Origin of the sequence: Listeria valentina, from assembly GCF_011800755.1 — a bacterium.
In the GTDB taxonomy this organism is placed as follows: domain Bacteria; phylum Bacillota; class Bacilli; order Lactobacillales; family Listeriaceae; genus Listeria; species Listeria valentina.
Window position 1 is genome coordinate 1 of sequence record NZ_JAATJW010000040.1, and the last position, 21,368, is coordinate 21,368.

Below are 21,368 nucleotides of genomic sequence, written 5' to 3' on the forward strand. Positions count from 1 at the left end.
CTTTTTCCATTTTTATAGAAAAAAACGCCCATCCCTCTTCTTTCTCATGGAGGGATCGGCGTTTTTCGACAGTCTGGAACGAAGCCTGCAAATGTAATTTTGCAGGCTTCGTTTTGGAAGGATAGCGAAACCTTAAATTTGTAAAGATTTAGTTTGAAACTAGTTATAGAGGGAACTAAATATATGACTTTATAGAAGGAAGGGAATCAAACATGGAACAACAGGAAAGATTGCAAATTCTTAAGGACATCGTAAACATTGATTCAACGAATGGAAATGAAGAAGCGGTAGCAGATTATTTAGCAGATCTATTTAAACAGCATGGCATTGATTCGAAAAAAGTTCAATTTGCTGAAAATCGAGCTAGTTTAGTGAGTGAAATTGGAGAAAGTGGTAAGCGTGTGCTGGGCGTTTCGGGGCATATGGACGTCGTCGATGCTGGAGACGTGTCAAAATGGACTTACCCACCGTTTGAAGCGACTGAAAAAGATGGGAAGCTTTATGGTCGTGGGTCGACGGATATGAAGTCTGGGCTCGCTGCGATGGTAATTGCGATGATTGAATTAAAAGAAGAAAAGAAAGAACTTCCTGGTAAGGTGAAACTTCTTGCGACGGTTGGTGAAGAAATCGGAGAGCTTGGAGCGGAACAGTTGACTTCGGAAGGCTATGCGGATGATTTGGATGCTCTTGTTATCGGGGAACCAAGTGGGCCACAAATTTGCTATGCGCATAAGGGATCCATGAACTATACGGTAACTTCATACGGCAAGAATGCACATAGCTCCATGCCAGAGTTTGGAGTCAATGCGATTGATAACTTGATGCTGTTTTATAATGAAGTTGAAGATTTTGTCGCTTCGATCAAGGAAAGCAGTCCATTACTTGGCAACTTCACGCACAATGCGACCGTCGTTTCAGGCGGGAATCAAGTAAATAGCATTCCTGAATTTGCGAAGCTACAAGGGAACATTCGGACGATCCCTGAGGTGGATAATGAAAAAATTCAAAACGTGTTTGCGGATATTTTGAAAAAGTTGAATGCGGAAAAAGATGTGAAATTAGAACTTGTTTGGGACTATGATAAACTTCCTGTTTTTAGCGATAAAGATTCGGATATTGCACGAATCGGTCAAGCGGCTTATGAAAAACAAACTGGCGAAAAAATCAAGTTCGTTACGGCGGCAGGAACGACGGATGCAGCTGAGTTTATCAAAGCCAAAAAAGAATTCCCGGTCATTGTTTTTGGCCCAGGCGTTGGAGAAATGGCGCACCAAGTGGACGAATATGTCTCCATCCAAAATTACATGGATATGATTGAAGTGTATAAGGACATGATGGTGGATTTTTTGAATGAGAAGTAAGCAAAAAAAGCGATTCGAGGCTTCCCTCGAATCGCTTTTTTATTGAAATTGAGCCATGAAGTTTTGCATGCGTTCCATCGCTTCAGCAAGGTCGTCAAAAGATGCTGCATAAGATAGTCTGAAGTAGCGCTCGCCTTTCTCGGAAAACGCTTCTCCGGGAACAACTGCTACTTTGGCTTCTTCTGCAAGACGCACGGCCCAGTCGAAAGCATTTTCTTGAACGGAATCGGGCAATTTAACGAAAAAATAAAAGGCGCCATCTGGCGGGATGATTTCAAAGCCCATTTTGAGTAGTCGTTGCTCGACAAAGCCGGCCCTTGTTTTATATTCAGTGCGCATCGGCAGGCAATCTTCTTTTCCGTTTGTAACGGCTTCAAGGGCAGCTTTTTGGCTGATCGAACTTGCGCAAGTAACGGTATATTGATGCACTTTAAGCATTTCTTTAAGCAAGTTTTTTTCTGCCATCAAAAAGCCGATTCGAAAGCCTATCATCGCATGAGACTTCGATAAACCATTGATTACGATCGTTTGCTTTGGCAAAAACTTACGAATAGAAACGTGTGCAGAGCCGTAATGGAGTTCACTATAAATTTCATCAGCCACTACATAAATTCCTGTTTTTTCTAGGACGGAAGCAAGTGCAGCTAATTCTACTTCGTCTAACGAGACACCGGTTGGGTTAGAAGGATAAGGCAGGATTAGTGCCTTTGTTTTTTTCGAAATCGCTTGTTCTAGCTGTTCGGGTGTTAATTTAAAACCGCTAGCCGTTGTATCTACTTTAATAGGGACCGCTCCCAGAAGGCGAATGATCGGTTCGTATCCTGGATAAATCGGATCTGGCAAAATGACTTCATCACCAGCGCTAAGGGTCGTTTCAAGTACAACTGCAATCGCCTCTGTTGCTCCGACAGTCGTAATAATTTCTTCTTCAGAGAAGCCGAGTTGGTACTTTTCATTAAAATAATCGGAAGCCGCACGAAGAAGTTCAGGCATGCCGGCATTATTCGTGTAGTTTGTAAAATTTTCATGAATCGCATCTATCGCTGCTTGCTTGATATGTTCTGGCGTATAAAAATCGGGTTCACCGAGCGTCAATTTAATCATATCGCGAATGCCAGAAACGCGCGTATTAAAGCGACGAATGCCACTAATTTGAATTTCTGCTAATTCAGGTCGAATAGGTTTTAACATACACTTCACCTTTTTCTATTTGTTCTGTGTTTTATCATATCATAAAGAAGCGACAAAAGGCGAACAGGAGCGAGAAGAAACGGGAACAAGCGATTAGTACAGGAAAAAAGATTCCAAGGGAAAGTCTTCAAATAACCTAGTTAGCTGTTGTCATGTAGCTGTCATATAGCAGGAAAAACAAGGAAATAAGCTGTTTTTCAGGTTTTTTTATTACACAAGTTATAGTATGATAGGAAGGATAAGGAATACGAAGAAATTGGGAGGAATTGCGAAAATGAGCGATTTATTTACATCCATTAAAAAACAAGTGGCAGGAAAAAACGTTAAGATTGTTCTGCCAGAAGGAAAAGATGAACGAATTGTTGGCGCTGCAGCTAGATTAAAAAAAGAAGGAATTGTTGAACCGATTCTTCTTGGAACGGAAGAAGAAATTGCAGCAGCCGCTAAAAAAGCAAGTGTGGAACTTACTGGTGTTGAAATAAGAAATCCACAAGGCGATGCTGATTTCTCTGAACTTGTAGCGGCTTTTGTAGAACGTAGAAAAGGAAAAGCAACGCAAGCAGACGCTGAAAAACTTTTACTTGATCCAAATTACTTTGGAACGATGCTTGTTTTCACTGGAAAAGCAGACGGGCTAGTAAGTGGAGCGATTCATTCAACGGGGGATACGGTTCGTCCAGCCCTACAAATTATTAAAACAAAACCTGGCATTTCGAAAGTGGCAGGCGCGATGATCATGGTTCGTGACGCAGAACGTTACTTGTTTAGTGATGTAGCGATCAACATTGCACCAACAGCAGCGGACTTAGCTGAAAATGCGGTTGTTAGCGCTGGAACGGCTTCAATTTTCGATATTGATCCACGTGTTGCAATGCTAAGCTTTTCTACAAAAGGATCTGCTAAATCGGAGGAAACCGAAAAAGTTGCGGAAGCTACTCAATTAGCGAAAGAAAAAGCACCTGAATTGACGCTTGATGGGGAATTCCAATTTGATGCAGCGTTCGTTCCAAGTGTGGCTGAACAAAAAGCACCAGGTTCCGTAATAAAAGGGGACGCTAATGTATTTATCTTCCCAAGCCTTGAAGCAGGAAACATCGGTTATAAAATTGCACAACGTCTTGGAAATTTTGAAGCGGTTGGCCCCATCTTACAAGGTTTAAATGCTCCTGTTAACGATTTATCACGCGGATGTAACACACAAGACGTTTACAATCTTTCATTGATTACCGCTGCTCAAGCAGTTAGCGAATAAAAAAAATCCAAGCCGAGGCTTGGATTTTTTGCATAATTAGGCATACAAGTGGGTATGAAAAAGAAAAGGAGGATAAATTTATGAAACGCATTTTATTTCCGATTCTTGCGTGCATACCTGTGCCTTTTTTATATTTTTATGTTGAGTATACTTTCACCGCTTCTGCCACTTATCCGTGGTTTCTTATCCCGCTCACCATTTTTTACTTTGTCGTGACGGGTTATGTGAGTAAAAACTATACAATACTCAGTTTGCTGTGCTGGAATCTAGGCAGTTTAGTCTTTTCATTTTTATTTGCCCATTTTTTCCTAGTAGAGGATATGGAATATTATGAGCCATTTGGGGAGCATTTCATGTTGATTTATACTTGGGTATTAATGGTTGTTGCGCAGCTTTTTGTGCGTCACGTGATTCACTATTATAATGAAAATATTCGCCAAGAAAAATAAGCCGCTTGCGAGCCTTGATCGTCCCGAGTGAGGGGAAGGGAGCCGCACTAGAAGCTGGCTTATTTTTCTGCCAAATATTGTACGTTTTTAGGCAAGTTGGTTACTTTTTTGTAATTCGAAACCAAATGATTGCTGTTTACGATAATTTTAAAACGTTCATTTTGTGCTAGCTTTTTACCTGAGTAAAAAGAAAGTTTGGAAGAATGTCCTTTTGAATTATACACAGTTTCCGTGTATTTATAGCCTTTAAATTGATTTTTTTTGACGGTTTCTCCATTTGATTTCATTTTAACAAAATAAGAGCTAGCTGTTTGATCATCTGGAACTAAATATTCAAAAATAAAAAGAGTGGATAAGAGCAATGTTACGGTTAGAAATCCTAGCAAAGTTGTTTTTTTCTTCATAATGCCCTCCTTTAGTTTTTTCTTTCTCTATACTCTTATTCTACAGAAAAAAAGATATACATTCCCTCGGATAACCTAACAAAATAAGAATATACCTTACGATTTTGTCATGTTCGAGAAAAAAGTCTTGCTTTTCTTAGTAAAAATATGGTTAAATAGAAAAGCTAATAACCGTTAGGTAAAAACGAGGGATGTAAGATGAAAAATAGTGATCAAATTTTAGAAAGTAGCTCAGTCGGAAAGGTTTATGTTAAATATTTAATTCCTTCACTTGTTGGTATGTTGCTGATGTCGATTAACATTGTCATCGATGGTATTTTTGTAGGGCATCGCCTTGGTGGCGTGGCGCTTGCGGGTATCAATATTGCTGTCCCTGTGTTTTCGATTTTTACAGCGATTTCGCTTTGGATCGGGATCGGAGGGGCAACACAATATTCGTTTGCGCTCGGCGAAAAGAAAGTGGGGCTTGCGCAAGTTATTTTTACGCGCTCGATTTTGATGGTGCTTGCGATTACAGTCCTACTCGCTATTTTCGCTTTTGTTTTTCGAATTCCACTTGCGTATACGCTCGGTGCGAATGAAGAAACCATTCCCTATGTAATGGAATATATGAATGTTTTGCTACTGTTTGGTTTCGTTCTGACACTTGAAAATATTTTAAGTATTTTTGTGCGAAATGATGGCGATCCCAACTTAGCGATGATCGCACTCATTGTGACGGCCCTGATGAATATTCTTTTGAATTATATCTTTTTATTCATTTTAGATTTAGGTGTAAAAGGTTCAGCTCTCGCAACGGTTTCTGCCATTGCAATCGGAGTTGTTATTCTTGCGACACACTTTTTCAAGAAAACAAGCCGGTTGAAATTCGTTCGTTTTAGTTTAACGCTTGATTCGCTTAAGCGGACCTTTTCAATTGGATTACCAAGCTTTTTATCCGAACTTGGGATGTCCGTTTTCACGATGGGCTATAATATTGCAATTGCGGCTGTGGCAGGAACAGCAGGTGTGGCGGCCTTTTCTGTTTTAAACTACTCGCATAGCATCATTTTAATGATGTTCCTTGGTATGGGATCAGCTATTCAACCGCTAATTAGTTATTATCGCGGGGCTAAACTTGTTCGGCGTGAAAAAGAAACAGTTCGCTTAGCGGCCATTGTTGCGATTTTAACAGGGTTATTCTTTTTCATCATTGGTCTATTTTTCGCCGATCAAATTGTTCGATTGTTCGGTGACTTTGAAGCAGATATCCATGATTTGGCTGTACTTGGTGTTCGTATCTTTTTCTCGGGCTACTTATTCATGGGCTTTAACTTTGTCATGATGACCTATTTCCAAACAACAGACCGAATTGGCATGGCAACTTGGGTAACTATCGCAAGAGAATTGATCTTTATGGTGATTTTCTTATTTGTTTTACCTCCATTTTTCGGAGCAGCCGGCGTCTTTAGTGCGATTCCGATTTCTGAATTGATTGTTGCTGCAAGTATTTTTGTTTATGCACGCTCGAAACATTTATTTAAACTTCCTGTTTCTTAAAACGGGAAGTTTTTTTCACGAAAAAAATTAAAAAAATTTTTCTTTTAGGACTTGAAAAAATCAAGGTTTTATGTATCTTATCCTTAGAGATTGTGAAAATAAAAGGTTAGAAATTGTTTGTTAATTTTCTGGTGAAATGACACTCATTTTCTAAAACCTTGTCACTCCAAGCATTCAAAACCACTAACATCTCATTTTGCTTTTTTTATCACAATCTCATTTTAGATTTAATAAAATAAGATTTTTTCGCTCTACTTCAATGTTGTATGCGTTTTCAAAAAGAAAACATAAGTACTATATCTTGAATTCACAATTAAAAAGTTATACCATATATAGTGTTAACACCAAATATCGCATCACTTGTTTTTAGCTTTTTTAAAGAGAACGTTTTCTTTCTAAAAAAGTTAATTTTTATGATTTGACATAAAGAGGGGAACGCGATCGAAAGCCGCACGTGGCTGGAAGAATTTTTAAGAAATGGGGAGTGCAAATGACGACTTATATTGTAAAAGACGGTGGAAATCGGAAATTACCTTTCGATGCTGATCGTTTAAACCGCTATTTGGATAAAATTCATGAAGAATTTCCAAAGCTCGACATCAAAGAATACAAAGAAAAGATTTTCCGTTTTATTGAGAAAAAAGAAGATTACCCTGCTGATGAATTGACGGATTATTTAATTCGCGAGGCAGAAGCAAAAACGGATATTCATTTGCCTGAATGGGAACATTTCGCAGCGCGGCTGTATTTAAATAAATTATACAAAAAAGCTAGTAAAAATCGTTTCTATAATGATGACGATAAATACGGGTCTTACATTGGGTTACAGGAAAGTCTTGGCGAACGCGGGATTTATTCTGGCAGCATTTTAAAGAATTACACGAAAGAAGAATTGATTGAAGCAGGTAAAATGATTGACCCAGATAAAGACAAATTGTTTACATATAATGGTCTTTATCTTCTAGCCACTCGTTACCTCGCTACCGATCAAGCAAGAAACGTCTATGAACTTCCGCAAGAACGCTGGCTTACGATTGCCCTCTATTTGATGCAAGAAGAGCCAAAATCGAAGCGTATGGAGCTTGTGAGTGAAGCTTACTGGGCACTTAGCAATTTGTATATGACAGTTGCCACACCAACGCTTGCTAACGCAGGAAAAGTAGGCGGTCAACTTTCGAGCTGCTTCATCGATACGATCGATGACAGCTTACAAGGCATCTATGACAGCAATACAGATGTTGCTCGTGTTTCAAAACACGGTGGTGGTGTTGGAGCTTACATCGGCTATGTGCGTTCCACTGGAGCACCTATCCGTGGCGTCAAAGGAGCAAGTGGTGGTGTCATTCCTTGGATCAAGCAATTAAACAATACAGCAGTAAGTGTGGATCAGTTAGGCCAACGTAAAGGAGCTATTTCTGTTTATCTGGATGTATTCCACAAAGATATTGAAATGTTTCTTGACCTTCGCTTAAACAATGGAGACCAACGTTTACGTGCGCATGACATCTTCACGGCAGTTTGTATTCCAGATTTATTCATGGAAGCAGTAGAACGCCGAGGAGATTGGTATTTATTCGATCCGCATGAAGTGAAAGCGAAAAAAGGTTGGTATTTACAAGACTTCTATGATGAGAAAAAAGGGGAAGGTTCTTTCCGCGAAAAATATGAAGAATTAGTGGCTGATGAAACGATCAGTAAAAAAATCGTGAAAGCTATTGATATCATGAAGCGCATCATGGTGAGCCAACTTGAAACTGGGAACCCATTCATGTTTTACCGTGATGAAGTAAACCGCAAAAATCCAAATAAACATGAAGGTATGATTTATTCTAGTAACCTTTGCACAGAAATTATGCAAAACATGAGTCCAACTCGAGTGATCCAAGAAATGATTTCTGGAGATCAAATCGTCATCACTAAACAAGCAGGAGATTTCGTTGTCTGCAACTTGTCTTCGATCAACCTTGGCCGGGCCGTTGTGGCTGAAGAAGCAGGCACAATGGAACGCTTGATTGACATTGAAGTTCGCATGCTTGATAACGTTATTGATTTGAATGAATTGCCTGTTCCACAAGCCACGATTACGAACCGGAAATACCGTTCAATTGGACTTGGAACATTTGGTTGGCATCATTTATTAGCGATTAAAAACATTGCTTGGGATTCAAAAGAAGCTGAAGAATTTGCAGATGAACTGTATGAAAAAATCAACTTCTTAACGATTCAAGCAAGTTCTCGCTTAGCAAAAGAAAAAGGCGCTTATAGCGTATTTAAAGGCAGTGACTGGAATACAGGTGAATACTTCTCAAGTCGCGGCTATACAAGTGAGAGTTGGCGTGAACTAGCAAAAGACGTGGGACAAAATGGTATTCGTAATGCTTACCTTGTTGCTGTTGCACCGAACATGAGTACAGCTCAAATTGCTGGATCCACGGCTTCGATTGATCCAATTTACAGTGCGTTCTATTATGAAGAAAAGAAAGATTACAGACGTCCAGTAATTGCACCGGATCTAAGTCTTTCCACATATCCATACTATGAAAAAGGCGCTTATAAGCTAGATCAATTTGCAAGTGTTCGTCAAAATGGTCGCCGTCAACGCCATGTTGACCAATCTCTAAGTTTTAACTTTTATGTACCAAGTGGAATCAAAGCAAGTACGTTGCTTGAACTTCACTTAACGGCATGGAGAGAAAACCTTAAAACGACTTACTATGTTCGCTCGAATGATATTGATATCGAAGAATGCGAATGGTGCTCAAGCTGATAAAGAATGATGAGGCAGGGAATTTGATTTCGCTGTCTCCTCTTTCTTACATATAATACGAGAAGAATTTAAAGGAGGCCTAGCTGATGGGAGACCAAGGCAAAGCATTGACCAGAATCAAAATTTTAGAACCGATGTATCCAAACCATGCCACTGCGATTATTAACGGTGAAACAAGTGGGATTTTAAATTGGAATGACATCCCGTATCCATCCTTTTATCGAGCTTATAAAGAGCTTTCAACGAACTACTGGATTCCAGATGAAGTAGATATGAAAGGGGATGCTAAACAGTATCCGCTACTATCAGAAGAAGAACGGAACGCTTTTGATTCTATTATTGGATTACTTGCAACGCTTGATTCGCCGCAAACACGTTTCATTTATAATATTGCGGAATATGTAACAGATCCAGCTGTGCACGCTAATGCAGCGATCATTGCACAACAAGAAGTGATTCATAATGAAAGTTATTCTTACGTTCTAGCTTCGATTACAGATCTTAAGAATCAAAATCGGATTTTTGATTTTGCAAGAACACATCCAACGATTATTAAGCGAAATGAACCGATCATGGAAGCTTATAATAACTTTATGGAAAACAAAACAGGCGAAACCATCGTCAAGGCTTTAATTCAATCATCCATTTTAGAAGGAATCAACTTCTATAGCGGATTTGCTTACTTCTACAATTTGGTAAGACAAAATAAGATGAATGGAACTGGAAAAATCATTAGTTTTATCAACCGTGACGAACTAGCTCACTCGAAATTTATTTCCGAAGTGATTCGTGCAATTTTAGGCGAAAATCCAGAACTTCAAACAGATGAACTGGTTGAATATACGAATAATGCCTTCAAGCATGCAGTAGAATTAGAAACAGAATGGTCAAGCGAAGTACTTCAAGGAATTGAAGGTATTGATGTGGATGAAATGGTCGATTACGTGAAGTACCGTGCGAATAAAATGCTTGGCATGCTTGGGATGGAAGAACTTTATCCAGGATATAGCGATAATACGATGACATGGATTAAAGCTTATGCGGATAATTTCACAGAAACGAAGACAGACTTCTTCGAAATGCGCAATTCAAGTTATAAAAAGACGAATATTGATAACGGATTTGACGATCTATGAGAATCCTTCTTGCCTATGATTCTTTAAGCGGAAACACGAAGATGGTTGCAGACCTGATTCTGGAACGTCTTGAAGCGCTTGGGCATGATGTGACCGCTTTTCGGGTCGCACCGGATGCAGATTACCCGCTCGATGAATCTTTTGACCTTTACATGTTGGGGGCATGGACGGTTGATTACGGTAGAACCCCACCGGATATGAAAGATTTTATTGCCGAACTAGGGGGAAAACCAGAGCATGTTGCTTTGTTTGGAACTGGGGAAACGCAGTGGGGAATTGAAAACTTTTGCGGGGCAGTTGACCGGATGAAGAGGTTTTTTGGAACAGATTACCCGACATTAAAAATCGAACAAATGCCGCATACTAATGCTGATTATGAAGCAATTAATAATTTTGTTCAGCAAGTGCTGAAAAAAAGGAGTGGATCGTTATGACGAGTATCGAAATCAAATCTTTAGAAGAATTTCAAAATCATATGGCAAGCGATGAATTAGTTTATGTGGATTTCTGGAAAGATAATTGCCCAAATTGCAAAATGCTAGATCTTTCTTTCCAAGAATTCAATAATTCGGTGCAAGCAGAAAAAGTGAAAGTATTGAAAGTAAAATTAGAAGAAATAGGCGAAAACTTCTTCTTTGAACAAGACATTCGTCAAACGCCAACACTTGTGCTCTATAAAGGTGGAGAAGAGTTAACGCGTTTAAATGGGTTTATTCCACCAAACAAAATTGAAGAAACTTTGGAACAAAATGCATAAGTCTATTTGGAGCCCTCCCGCTTTGGAGGGCTTTTTTTACAACTAGAGGAGGTATTTAACGGTAATGAAAGAACTACAAGAAGAAATTCGAACATTTTTAAAATCTCGTGGTTGGGAAGAGCAATATGCCCTCCAAAAAGATTTAGCTTTATCAATTTCGATTGAATCCGCAGAACTATTAGAATGTTTTCAGTGGAAAGAATCAAAAGAAGCAGTCGAACAAAACGAAGAAGCTATTTTAGATGAATTAGCGGATGTGTTGATTTATTCCCTGCAACTAGCAGATAGTTTTGAGCTGGACGCGGCAGATATTATTCGCAGAAAGCTAGAGAAAAATAAGAAACGGGTTTGGTAATAACATAATTAGACAGAAATTTCTCTGAGCCGGATAGTTTTACGTCAATTTTAGAAAAAGCAAGAGTGTAAGATAGAAAATAAAAAAGAACAGAATCGTCAAGGAATTCATTTTCAAAATGGCTTCGTTGAACGTTTTCTGTTCTTTTATTTTTGGCTAAATAGCCTTGCTTTTTCAGTTGTAATTATACTCTTATCGGAATGAATAAGACCGTCTGCGGCGATTTTTCACTTTAATCAAAAGCACGATGCCGAGAACAGTAAGAATAAGGGAAACTAAGAATGTGCCGAATCCAACAAGTCCAGAAATACTGAATGAAACAGCAATCCCAATGATTCCAACAATTAAGAGGAGAAGTCCAGTTACTTTCATTTGAGAGCTCCTTTCTGTATGGTTAGTTCCATTATACGCAAAATCAGTCGAAAAGAGGAGAGCTTTGACCAATTTTTAAGAAAGTTGTAAAAAAACTTTAGAATTTACACATGACAAGACAATTAAAGCTAGCTTTTTTACACCAGAACACGTAAAATAAAAAAGGTAAATAAAACGAAAAGGGGTAGGCACTTTATGAAAGAATATTTTGTCGATCGTTCCTATAAAGCATCGATGGGAATTGCGAACGCGGTACTTGTCACACTAGGGATGGGACTTTTGCTGCAAACGATCGGAGACTTAGCAGGATTTGAATTTCTCACTAAAATTGGAGCGATTGGGAAGAACATGCTCATTCCGGGGATTGGGATAGGGATCGCGATTTGCTTACGAGCAAATACGCTCGTTGTGATCAGTGCTGCGGCTTCTGCCATCATTGGAGGCGGGGGGATCGTTACACTCGCGAACGGAAGCTACGCGATTTCGGGCGGCGAGCCAGTCGGTGCGATTCTTGCCGTGCTTGTTGCAGTTTGGACAGGAAAAAGGGTGAGTGGTACACGATTTGATATGATCCTGATCCCAGCTGTTTCGCTTCTTGCGGGCGGACTTTCCGGGTTGCTCTTTTCGAAAATCATGACGCCCATTCTAGTAACCGTGAGCCAATTTATTACAACACTTGTTTCCGGGTCACCACTTATTTCTTCCATGGTTATTGCACTTATTTTTGGCTTACTCATTTTAAGTCCAGCTTCATCAGCCGCACTAGCGATTGCTTTACAACTCGATCCGACGGCTAGTGCTGCTGCCTTAATCGGCTGTACAGTTCAATTTGCCGCTTTCGCTGTTTTGAGTTTTCGAGATAACAATTGGGGTGCCTTTTTTGCTCAGCTGATTATCACACCAAAGCTTCAAACCGCCAACATTATTCGAAAGCCTAGCTTGATGATCATTCCACTTCTAACAACGCTTGTAGCGGGACCGCTTGGCGTGCTGGTTCTTCACTTAGAAGCAACTGCTGAAATTGCTGGGATGGGACTTTGCGCTTTTGTCGCTCCGTTTTATTTGATTGCGAACACGGGAATAGGAACGTTTCTAACTTTTGTCGCTGTGGCTGTTGTATTTCCCGCTATTGTGGCACTTCTTGTCAGACCCATTTTATTGAAGCAAGAAAAACTAAAAGCGGGCGATTTAAAAATTGAATTGGAATAAAAAGAGAACCCTCGGATTAGTGTTTACATCCGAGGGTTCCTTTTGATGAGCTGTCAAGCCTGCTCATCTGATGGCCGGTTTGCCTGATGTTTCTGTATAAACATACGTCTTTGAGAGGAACAACGGTTAGGCTTTTCATTCGCTAGTGGAGTTAGCGTCTAACTAATGAACCAATTACATTCACTAGTGGGAACTTGAAAAGCTTCCCTGACTTTTCTGTGAAAAATGATGCTCATCACAGTTTCCTCTAACGAAATATTTGCCCTTGCATTTAGTGGATACTGTTTTCAGATCGCATCCTTAAAAGGAAATGCTTCTGACTTTCAGCTCATCCGTTTCTCAAAGTGTTGAATTTCGAATTTACACTTTCGACGCGGCTTTTCATCCATCGCCTTCCTCCTGCTTATCCGAAATTCAAATCAACCTTTCATCAGACGTTACCGGCATATGACAAAGCTGGAAAACCAGCTTGTACACACAAGATTTGGAAAACTAGAAGCGATATTAAACATTGTGTGCGTAATGAAGAATTTTCGTTTTCATCCGCATCGCCTCTCTTTCCTTTTGCTATAATACAATAGCCGTTTTAGCTGTTTTTGAAACGGAATTTATTAAAAATGAGACAAAAGACTAGAAAAGGAAAATTGTTGTGCCACGATTCAAGTCTTTTGAACCAAACCATCTCCTGAAATCAATTGACAGGAAGAGGCTAAAACGAGTATGATGTTTATTGAGAATCGTTATCAATGAAAAGAGGTTGGAAAATGAAAAAAGTTCTTTTTTTGGGAGTACTAAGCATCATTCTTGTTCTTGCAGCTTGTGGGGGATCCAAAGCCGATCAATCAACTGAAAAAAAATCGGAAACGATTACCTATAAATCTGAAAATGGTGAAATAAAAGTGCCTGCGCATCCAAAACGTGTCGTTATACTTTCATCTTATACAGGAGATGCTCTTCAATTAGGCGTTCCAGTTGTTGGTGCGGATTCATGGAGCATGAACAACCCAAACTTTGACAAAGGCTTAAAGAATGCAAAAGAAGTATCGGATGAAGATATTGAAAAAATCATTGCCCTTAAACCAGATCTTATTCTTGGGTTAAGTACGATGAAAAACCAAGATAAACTTAAGAAAATTGCCCCGCTCGTTACATTTACATACGGCAAAAACAACTATTTAGATCAACATATTGAAATCGGAAAAGTGTTAAATAAAGAAAAAGAAGCCCGCGCTTGGGTAGCAGATTTTAAAAAACGCGCTGCAAAAACTGGAAAGGAAATCAAAGCCAAGATTGGCGCAGATACAACCGTTTCAGTAGCAGAAAGTTTCGAAAAGCAAATTTATGTGTTTGGAGACAGCTGGGGACGCGGAACAGAAGTTTTATACCAAGCCATGGGACTTAAAATGCCTGAATCTGTTAAGAAAGCCGCTGCTAAGGCCGGTTATTATGCTGTTTCTACAGAACAACTAGCAGATTACACAGGCGATTACATGGTACTTAGTCGCTACGAAAAAGCAGAAAATGCCTTCATGAAAACAAATGCTTACAAGGAAATTCCTGCCGTAAAAAATGACCATGTTCTTCAAGTGGACGCGAATAAATTTTACTTCAATGACGCGATGACACTTGATTATCAATTAAAAATCTTTCAAAATTATTTTTTAGGAGAGTAAAAGCGGTGTTCAGTCATGACAGTTAAAATTCCAATGTCGATTCGTTTTTTTATTCTTTTTGTTGTACTGCTAGTTGCTTGCTACGCAGCACTTGCCTACGGATCGGTAAACTATTCTTTTTCCTTTTTATGGGAAGGCTTTGTGCAAGGAACTCATGTAAAAGAAATCGCCTCGTTAACAGAACTTCGCATCCCGCGAATTTTTGCTGCGATGCTGATTGGGGCAGCGCTTGGTGTTTCAGGAACCATCATGCAAGCTATCACTCGTAATCCGTTAGCGGATCCAGGATTACTAGGTGTTTCAGCTGGTGCCAAATTGGCTCTTTCGATGGTCATTGCTTTTTTACCAAGCCTTGCCTTTCCAATGAAAATGGGCGTAGCTTTCCTTGGTGCGGCTCTTGGCACCTTGCTTGTCTTAGCGATTTCCCAAACAGGGAACTTGTTTAAAGTTGTACTTGCCGGCGCAGCAATTTCGGCTTTTCTACTCGCTATTTCGAACGCGATCAGCTTACTTTCGAAAACTTCAAAAGAACTTACGATGTGGACATCAGGTGGTTTAGCTGGTGTGACCGGGCATGAAGTGGTCCTGCTCGCACCTGTTTTATTACTAGTGATTCTTGTGAGTTTCTTTTTTGCAAGACAAATTGGCATCCTCACAATGAGCGACGAAGTAGCAGCAGGACTTGGTGTTGCAACAGGCCGCATCCGTTTTTTCTTGTTCACATTAGTGGCTGTTTTAACAGGTGTTTCTGTTTCGGTTATCGGTGAAATTGCCTTTGTCGGCTTACTAGTGCCTCACTTTGCGCGCTTTATCGCGGGGACTAGCTACCGCATGCTTTTACCCATGTCAGCACTTGTCGGTGCGGTTTTTCTCGTCATATCCGATTTGTTTAGCCGCGTTATCGCCGCCCCGTTTGAAGTTCCCATTATCGCGATTCTGTCAGTGGTTGGGCTGCCATTCTTCGTCTTTATCGTACGAAAGGGGCTGAAAGCATGACACGAATTTCTTATAAATGGCTCTTTTCAGGCGGCGTTTTCTTGCTTTTGGCGCTCATTATCGTTAATTTGTCGCTCGGAACAGATGCGTTATCTTTTTCAAGAGTTCTAGCCGTTTTAACAGGAAACGGGGAGGTGCTTGAGAACTTTATTTTGTTCGACCTCCGCTTACCGCGTCTTTTGATCATCTTGCTCGCCGGGATCAGCCTCGTCTTATCGGGAAGCTTATTCCAAACCGTATTAAAAAATGACTTGGCCGACCCGGGAATCATCGGTATCAATTCAGGCGCCGGACTCGGCATCGCGATTTTCTTTCTTTTCGTACCCTTCCAAGTTGAAAGCTTCGGTGCTTTTCTTCCACTTGCAGGAGGCGTTGGCGCTTTACTAACTGCTTTTTTAATCGTTCTTTTTTCGCGCAACCGACCAGGAAGCTTGATCTTGAATGGGATTGGCTTTTCGTTTGCGATGAGCGGTTTGATGGTGCTTTTAATGTCTTCAGCAAACCGAGAAAAAGTGGATTTTCTTTCCAGATGGTTAGCAGGCTCAATTTGGGGATTAGACTGGCTTTTCGTATTTATTTTAGGTGTGACGCTTCTTGTAATCGTGCCCTTTATACTACTAAAAAATCGCACACTTGATTTACTGACACTTGATGAAAACACCGCGCTTAATTTAGGCGTGAGAGTCACCATGTGGCGTACGCTGTTCCTAATTTGTGCTGTTTTACTAGCGGCTGTCGCTGTGTCGATCACAGGAAGCATCGCCTTTTTAGGTTTACTGGGCCCACATATTGCTCGAGCTCTTGTTGGACCACGCCACCGGTTATTTTTACCAGTCGCTATGCTAGTCGGAGCTTTTCTATTTTTACTCGCAGACACGATTGCCATGCGATTACAATTACCATCGGGCATTTTACTTTCATTGATCGGAAGCCCGTATTTCATTTATCTGTTATTCAAAAAATAGAGAGGAGACCCAGAAAAGGTCTCCTCTCTATTTTTTAAAGAAAGTATGCCATAAAAATGTCATCTACATAAGCTCCGTCAAGCAAGAATTGCTTTTCAAGAACGCCTTCCTTATGAAAACCATTTTTTTGATAAAAACGAATCGCTTTCTCGTTGGTTGATAAAACCCGCAATTGAAGTTTCTTGATGCCATTTTTTTGCGCCATTTCTTTTAAGAAATTCATTAATTGTCCAGCGATTCCTTGTTTTTGGTAGTCTGGATGAACAGCAATATCCAGTTCCAGCACGTGCTGAACAGCCTTTAGAGTATGCGGCGCGTGGTATCCAAGAATCCCAGCGACTTTCCCATCAATCACGGCTACTGCTTTTGAACCTGGCGGATTTTTTTCAAGAAATTCTGCTTCTGACTCGAAGTGAATTTCTGCCGGCGTAGTTCCTTTTGTCCAAACTAAATTTTCAAGTTCCATCATAGAACGGGCATCTTCTTTATGACAAAGCCTAATTTCCAAATTCTTCACCTTCATTTCTCTTTTTTAGCATATGCAAAGGATTTTCTAAGAGTTTTAAGCAAACCTTCATTTGAATAAAGTAACACATTGCTCTTATAAAGTCGGAAGGTGAGCAAGAAGGCAAGACCCACAGTGATAATCAAAATTCCGAGTGAAATAAGAATGCCAAAATCAGAAACTGCAAGCATATTCATCCGAGCAATCATCATCATCGGAGAAAAAACAGGGATATAAGAACCGATGACGACAATAATATTATCAGGAATACTTGTTGCGACGATCGAACCCCAATAACCCACTATTGAAAAAATCGTAAGCGGATAAATAAACTGCGCGACCGTTTCCACATTGGGCACGAGCGAGCCAGCCATTGCAGCAAGAACGATGTAAAGCAGTAAACCAAAGAAAACAAAGAGTAGATTTAAAATTAAATAGGAGACAGGGAAGTTCGCCAGTTGATCTAAGAGGCCGCGAACCATGTCCGTTTTTTGCAAACTAATCATGGCAATGAAACCCACTACAAAATAACAGCCAATTTGCGTGAGTAGCATGAGCACAATCGCTGAGAGTTTAGCTAAGAAGTGCGTCGTTGCAGAAACGCTGGATAAAATCACTTCCATAATACGCGTTCCTTTTTCAGTAGCGATTTCTGCCGCCACAATATTGGCATAACTAATCACAAAAAAGAAAACAATTAACGTCAAAAACAAATTGGCAGCTTGCATAACATCTTTTTGACTGTCTGTTAATTCTTTATCGGACTTCAACTGATTTTTAACAGGAACCTCAGACGTGAGCGCCGTTAATTTTTTTTGATCGAGCCCGTATTCCGTCGCCTTTAGTTGGACTTTGACTGCTGTTAGACTTTGCGAGAGCTGTGTCATAATCTCTTTTCCAGGCGTTTCGCGCGTCGTGTAAACCGCATGAAACATACCATTCTTTTCAGAAATCGTTAAGTAACCATCAATTTTTTCAGCTGTGAGCGCCTTCTGAGCCGCTTTTTTAGAAGTAATGGCATCATTTACTTTAAAGTGTTCCTTATTTTGCTTGATCACTTCCACGAAAGCCGTATTGTTCGAGAGCACAGCGATCTTAGCCGAATCATCATTTCCAAAATAATCCATGATTTTAGGAAGAGCAAGAGCAATCCCGGCAACAATCAAAGGAAGAAGAAGCGAGATGATGAAGGATTTCGTTTTAACGTGGCGCTTATAGACTTGTTTTGTGATCACCCAAAATTTATTCATGCTGATCCCCCGCTTTCAATTTGAAAATTTCTTCAAGGCTTGGTGTTTCAAGACTAAACATGGGGATAAATCCATCTTTCGTAACAAATTCAAACACGGCATCCGCATATTTTTCATCTTCAAGTTCAATCCGGCGAATCCTATCGCGCAAAGTCTGAATCCGAACGACGCCCGGAAGAGCCAGCAATTCTTCGTCCGAATAAGGCGCTTTTAGGCGAATTTGCTTATGACCAAAACTTTCCTTCACAGAAGTCGTGTCGCCTCTTAGAATCGTCTTTCCTTGCCGAAGCATAATGAGCGAATCACAGAGTTCCTCAACATTTTCCATCCGGTGACTTGAAAAAATAATCGCCGCCCCGCGTTCCTTCATTTCAAAAACAAGCTTCTTCAAAATTTCTGCATTAACAGGATCGAGACCACTAAAAGGTTCATCCAAAATAAGCAATTTGGGATTATGTAAAATCGTACTAATAAGTTGAACTTTCTGCTGATTCCCTTTTGAAAGCGTCTTGACAAGATCCGTTTTCTTACCCACAATTTCCGCACGTTCCATCCACATATCAATTTCAGAGAGAGCCTGCTTTTTCGGAATTCCCTTCAACTCAGCAAAGAAAGTGAGCTGTTCTTCGATTGTGACATTTGGATAAAGGCCTCGTTCTTCAGGTAAGTAGCCAATATCATTAGGATTTATTTGACTAGCCGAACCATTATCCCAAGAAATTTGTCCGGAAGTTGCTTCAATAAAGCCTAGAATCAAGCGAAAAGTAGTGGTTTTCCCAGCACCATTTTGACCGATAAGGCCTAAAATTTCGCCAGAATCGACTCGAAAAGACAAATCGTCGACTGCCCGTTTCTCGCCAAATGCTTTTGTAACATGTTGTAGTTCAAGCACCATATGTGTTCCTCCTTATTAATTGTCTGAATGTACTCTCCATTTTACCAAACTTCCTCGCCGATGAGTAACTTTTTTTGGCAGAAATTGAAGGAACTGTTCGAGAAGTTAGAAAAATTTATAATTAGTTTGGAGACTGAGTGTAGCTTGTAAGAAATGAATGACCAAATAGGAAACGGACTTGTTTTTTAACAAATAAAGCTATATGATGGGATCAAGAGAAATTTGGAATGTAGCACAGAAGAACCATCAGAATGGAAGTTCTGCTAGGAGCGAGTAGCGCGATTACGAAATGTCGGAAAAACTTTCCGAGGTTTTAGAGCTATGTTATTCTGAATGGTTCCAAAACATAAGACCAAATCAAGTCTCGCTGATATCTGTTTTAGAGCTATGTTATTCTGAATGGTTCCAAAACGTTGTGATTAAATCAGCGAACAATGACATGGTTTTAGAGCTATGTTATTCTGAATGGTTCCAAAACTGTGAGGCAATCCGATTTCCAAGATGCTTTGTTTTAGAGCTATGTTATTCCGAAACAAACTAAATAGCGGACAAAAACTTTGCCTCATTTTTTTGGATGGGGCATTTTTTATATCAAAGTGAGTGAGAAAATGGTATTTAGACAACTTAGAGGTTTTATACTAGGAGTCAAAAGGGCAATTGAAAGCTTTAATTCTAGTCATTCGAATAGTTTTAACACTGATTTTTGCCTATGTGATTAATGAGTTTATCATAGCTCCAATTGCAAATCAGGTTTTGCCAGGAAATAATAGTTCTATAGATATAGTAGTTGGATTAGCGAGTATATTTTTGGTGTGCTGCTAGGATATCTAGTAATGATAGGTCTTTTTCAAGTCATTAAGAAGCAAAATAAAAACTAGAGCAGCTGAAGGATAATGTCGTTTGGACCATTAGCAGCATTAATAGCTATTCTTTTTGTATTTGGTATTACGGGTGTGTGATAATTATGTATAAAAGAAGAGCCTAATTTAAAAACAAGTTAGTGCGGCCTTGTCATAACAAGAGAAGATGATGAATCTATTTTTTTAAGTTTTAAACAACAAAAAAACGGGTTTCAGGAAAAATCGCTTAATCCTGAAACCCGTTCTTATTCTAAGATGCGGCCGAGAGGACTTGAACCTCCACGAGCTAATGCCCACTAGGCCCTCAACCTAGCGCGTCTGCCAATTCCGCCACGACCGCTTTATCGCAACAAAAATTATTATAGTATTAAGTTGACCTGTTTGTCAACGGTTATCACGAGCGTTATGCAATTTTTCTTGCGTATCCTGCTTTTTTCACGTATAGTATTTACTGGAAAGGCGATGGAGTTCGCCTAAAATGCGATATTCGCTGATGACTCCTATTTAAATGTACATGGGCAAATGAACCGATGTTTATTTAAATAGGAGTTTTTTTATTGGAGGTTTTAGAAAATGTATCTTTTGTATATTGCTATTTTTAGCGCTTTAGGTGGAATGGCTCGCTACGGAGTCAGTTTAATTCTACCAAGCGACACCTTTCCTCTTGCCACGCTTGCGGTTAATCTTTTAGGGTGTTTTTTGCTTGCGCTCATCACTCAAAGTTTTGCTAAACATACCCGCTTTAGTCAGGAAATGATTACGGCAATGGGAACTGGATTTGTTGGCTCTTTTACAACTTTTTCAAGTTTTAGCGTCGAAAATATTCACTTGCTTCAAGCTGGCGCCTATGCGGAAGCTTTTCTTTATATCGCTATAAGCTTGATCGGGGGACTAGCTGCAGCTGCCCTAGGTTATAAGGTTTCGAAAAGGTGGGATAAACGAAGTGCTTAATGTGTTTGTGGTTGGATTTGGTGCTGCTTTTGGCGGAATGACTCGCTATTTGCTTACTCTTTATTTGAAAAAGAAGTGGAAAAGTGATTTTCCGTGGCCGACATTTTTAATCAATATTTCGGGTTCTTTTTTATTAGGTATTTTGCTGTCCAGTAATCTGGCTAGCTTTTTAGTTTTACTCCTTGGAACTGGTTTTATGGGGGGATATACTACGTTTTCAACTTTTAAAGTTGAAAATATTGAATTATATCGACATAAGGAATACAAAAAATTAGCTGCTTATTTGATCTTTAGTTATGGCTTTGGGTTACTCGCTGCCTATTTAGGTGTTTTACTAGGAAGCCTTTTTTGAGAAGAATATAGCCTTCTGAATAGTAGTTTTTAGAAGGCTTTATCTTTAAGAAAAAAAATTTGAAAAATTGTGTCTAAAATGTGAACAAATAGGAAAAAGGGTTGTAGTCCATCTTTCACATGTGATACA

General features: G+C 39.7%; 21 protein-coding genes, 1 tRNA gene and 1 riboswitch. Of the genes, 15 read left to right on the forward strand and 7 right to left on the reverse strand.

Features of this window, described 5'->3' with window-relative positions; translation table 11 throughout:
* Positions 1–212: 212 nt before the first annotated feature.
* Positions 213–1,361, forward strand: a complete 1,149-nt coding sequence (locus HCK02_RS09475; protein WP_167629876.1) for an ArgE/DapE family deacylase — start codon at positions 213–215, stop codon at positions 1,359–1,361.
* 39 nt (positions 1,362–1,400) lie between these two features.
* Here the strand turns inward: HCK02_RS09475 and HCK02_RS09480 are convergent, their stop codons facing one another.
* Positions 1,401–2,552 (reverse strand): aminotransferase class I/II-fold pyridoxal phosphate-dependent enzyme, encoded by a 1,152-nt coding sequence (locus HCK02_RS09480; RefSeq protein ID WP_167629877.1) that lies wholly within the window; start codon positions 2,550–2,552, stop codon positions 1,401–1,403.
* 274 nt (positions 2,553–2,826) lie between these two features.
* Here HCK02_RS09480 and pta point away from each other — a divergent pair, with 274 nt between their 5' ends.
* Positions 2,827–3,804: a phosphate acetyltransferase gene (gene pta / locus HCK02_RS09485; protein WP_167629878.1), complete on the forward strand. Its 978-nt coding sequence runs from the start codon at positions 2,827–2,829 to the stop codon at positions 3,802–3,804.
* Between the two features lie 80 nt (positions 3,805–3,884).
* Positions 3,885–4,253: a hypothetical protein gene (locus tag HCK02_RS09490; protein WP_167629879.1), complete on the forward strand. Its 369-nt coding sequence runs from the start codon at positions 3,885–3,887 to the stop codon at positions 4,251–4,253.
* A 59-nt stretch (positions 4,254–4,312) separates the two neighbouring features.
* Here the strand turns inward: HCK02_RS09490 and HCK02_RS09495 are convergent, their stop codons facing one another.
* Positions 4,313–4,657: a YxeA family protein gene (locus HCK02_RS09495; protein ID WP_167629880.1), complete on the reverse strand. Its 345-nt coding sequence runs from the start codon at positions 4,655–4,657 to the stop codon at positions 4,313–4,315.
* Positions 4,658–4,855: 198 nt separating this feature from the next.
* Between HCK02_RS09495 and HCK02_RS09500 the strand changes: the two genes are divergently transcribed.
* From HCK02_RS09500 to HCK02_RS09525, 6 genes are all read left to right on the forward strand, one after another.
* Positions 4,856–6,196: an MATE family efflux transporter gene (locus HCK02_RS09500; protein WP_167629881.1), complete on the forward strand. Its 1,341-nt coding sequence runs from the start codon at positions 4,856–4,858 to the stop codon at positions 6,194–6,196.
* A 490-nt stretch (positions 6,197–6,686) separates the two neighbouring features.
* Positions 6,687–8,963 (forward strand): ribonucleoside-diphosphate reductase subunit alpha, encoded by a 2,277-nt coding sequence (locus HCK02_RS09505; RefSeq protein WP_167629882.1) that lies wholly within the window; start codon positions 6,687–6,689, stop codon positions 8,961–8,963.
* Between the two features lie 86 nt (positions 8,964–9,049).
* Positions 9,050–10,099 carry a ribonucleotide-diphosphate reductase subunit beta gene (locus HCK02_RS09510; protein WP_167629883.1) on the forward strand — a complete coding sequence of 350 codons (1,050 nt, stop codon included), beginning with the start codon at positions 9,050–9,052 and terminating at the stop codon, positions 10,097–10,099.
* On the forward strand, positions 10,096–10,533 hold the full coding sequence (locus HCK02_RS09515) for a flavodoxin (RefSeq protein ID WP_167629884.1): 438 nt from the start codon (positions 10,096–10,098) through the stop codon (positions 10,531–10,533). Before HCK02_RS09510 ends, HCK02_RS09515 begins: the two co-directional genes overlap by 4 nt.
* The gene (locus HCK02_RS09520; RefSeq protein ID WP_167629885.1) at positions 10,530–10,856 is read left to right on the forward strand and encodes a thioredoxin family protein; all 327 of its coding nucleotides are present in this window, start codon (positions 10,530–10,532) and stop codon (positions 10,854–10,856) included. The genes HCK02_RS09515 and HCK02_RS09520 overlap by 4 nt, the downstream gene beginning before the upstream one ends.
* A gap of 64 nt (positions 10,857–10,920) precedes the next feature.
* Positions 10,921–11,211 carry a nucleotide pyrophosphohydrolase gene (locus HCK02_RS09525; protein ID WP_167629886.1) on the forward strand — a complete coding sequence of 97 codons (291 nt, stop codon included), beginning with the start codon at positions 10,921–10,923 and terminating at the stop codon, positions 11,209–11,211.
* 192 nt (positions 11,212–11,403) lie between these two features.
* Here the strand turns inward: HCK02_RS09525 and HCK02_RS09530 are convergent, their stop codons facing one another.
* Entirely contained in the window at positions 11,404–11,583 is a 180-nt protein-coding gene (locus HCK02_RS09530) for a hypothetical protein (RefSeq protein WP_036072006.1), read from the reverse strand.
* 195 nt (positions 11,584–11,778) lie between these two features.
* On the opposite strand from HCK02_RS09530, the gene HCK02_RS09535 reads away from it, so the two are divergent.
* The 4 genes from HCK02_RS09535 to HCK02_RS09550 all read left to right on the forward strand — a co-directional run bounded on the left by HCK02_RS09535 (position 11,779) and on the right by HCK02_RS09550 (position 16,426).
* On the forward strand, positions 11,779–12,792 hold the full coding sequence (locus HCK02_RS09535) for a PTS sugar transporter subunit IIC (protein WP_167629887.1): 1,014 nt from the start codon (positions 11,779–11,781) through the stop codon (positions 12,790–12,792).
* Positions 12,793–13,556: 764 nt separating this feature from the next.
* The gene (locus HCK02_RS09540) at positions 13,557–14,465 is read left to right on the forward strand and encodes an iron-hydroxamate ABC transporter substrate-binding protein (RefSeq protein WP_167629888.1); all 909 of its coding nucleotides are present in this window, start codon (positions 13,557–13,559) and stop codon (positions 14,463–14,465) included.
* A 15-nt stretch (positions 14,466–14,480) separates the two neighbouring features.
* On the forward strand, positions 14,481–15,461 hold the full coding sequence (locus HCK02_RS09545) for a FecCD family ABC transporter permease (protein WP_167629889.1): 981 nt from the start codon (positions 14,481–14,483) through the stop codon (positions 15,459–15,461).
* Positions 15,458–16,426: a FecCD family ABC transporter permease gene (locus HCK02_RS09550; protein ID WP_167629890.1), complete on the forward strand. Its 969-nt coding sequence runs from the start codon at positions 15,458–15,460 to the stop codon at positions 16,424–16,426. The genes HCK02_RS09545 and HCK02_RS09550 overlap by 4 nt, the downstream gene beginning before the upstream one ends.
* A 34-nt stretch (positions 16,427–16,460) precedes the next feature.
* On the opposite strand, the gene HCK02_RS09555 is transcribed toward HCK02_RS09550, so the two are convergent.
* The 4 genes from HCK02_RS09555 to HCK02_RS09570 all read right to left on the reverse strand — a co-directional run bounded on the left by HCK02_RS09555 (position 16,461) and on the right by HCK02_RS09570 (position 20,276).
* Complete coding sequence (locus tag HCK02_RS09555) at positions 16,461–16,934, reverse strand: GNAT family N-acetyltransferase (RefSeq protein ID WP_246215571.1); 474 nt, start codon at positions 16,932–16,934, stop codon at positions 16,461–16,463.
* A gap of 11 nt (positions 16,935–16,945) precedes the next feature.
* Positions 16,946–18,181, reverse strand: a complete 1,236-nt coding sequence (locus HCK02_RS09560; protein ID WP_167629892.1) for an ABC transporter permease — start codon at positions 18,179–18,181, stop codon at positions 16,946–16,948.
* Positions 18,174–19,076, reverse strand: coding sequence for an ABC transporter ATP-binding protein (locus HCK02_RS09565; RefSeq protein WP_167629893.1), 903 nt, complete (start codon positions 19,074–19,076; stop codon positions 18,174–18,176). Before HCK02_RS09565 ends, HCK02_RS09560 begins: the two co-directional genes overlap by 8 nt.
* Before the next feature lie 1,116 nt (positions 19,077–20,192).
* Positions 20,193–20,276, reverse strand: a tRNA-Leu gene (locus HCK02_RS09570).
* 109 nt (positions 20,277–20,385) lie between these two features.
* Positions 20,386–20,446, forward strand: a riboswitch (Fluoride riboswitch).
* Between the two features lie 63 nt (positions 20,447–20,509).
* Here HCK02_RS09570 and crcB (HCK02_RS09575) point away from each other — a divergent pair.
* Positions 20,510–20,887 (forward strand): fluoride efflux transporter CrcB, encoded by a 378-nt coding sequence (gene crcB / locus HCK02_RS09575; RefSeq protein ID WP_167629894.1) that lies wholly within the window; start codon positions 20,510–20,512, stop codon positions 20,885–20,887.
* A complete protein-coding gene (gene crcB / locus HCK02_RS09580) occupies positions 20,880–21,239 on the forward strand; it encodes a fluoride efflux transporter CrcB (protein WP_167629895.1) in 360 nt (119 codons plus the stop codon). The genes crcB (HCK02_RS09575) and crcB (HCK02_RS09580) overlap by 8 nt, the downstream gene beginning before the upstream one ends.
* Positions 21,240–21,368: the final 129 nt, after the last annotated feature.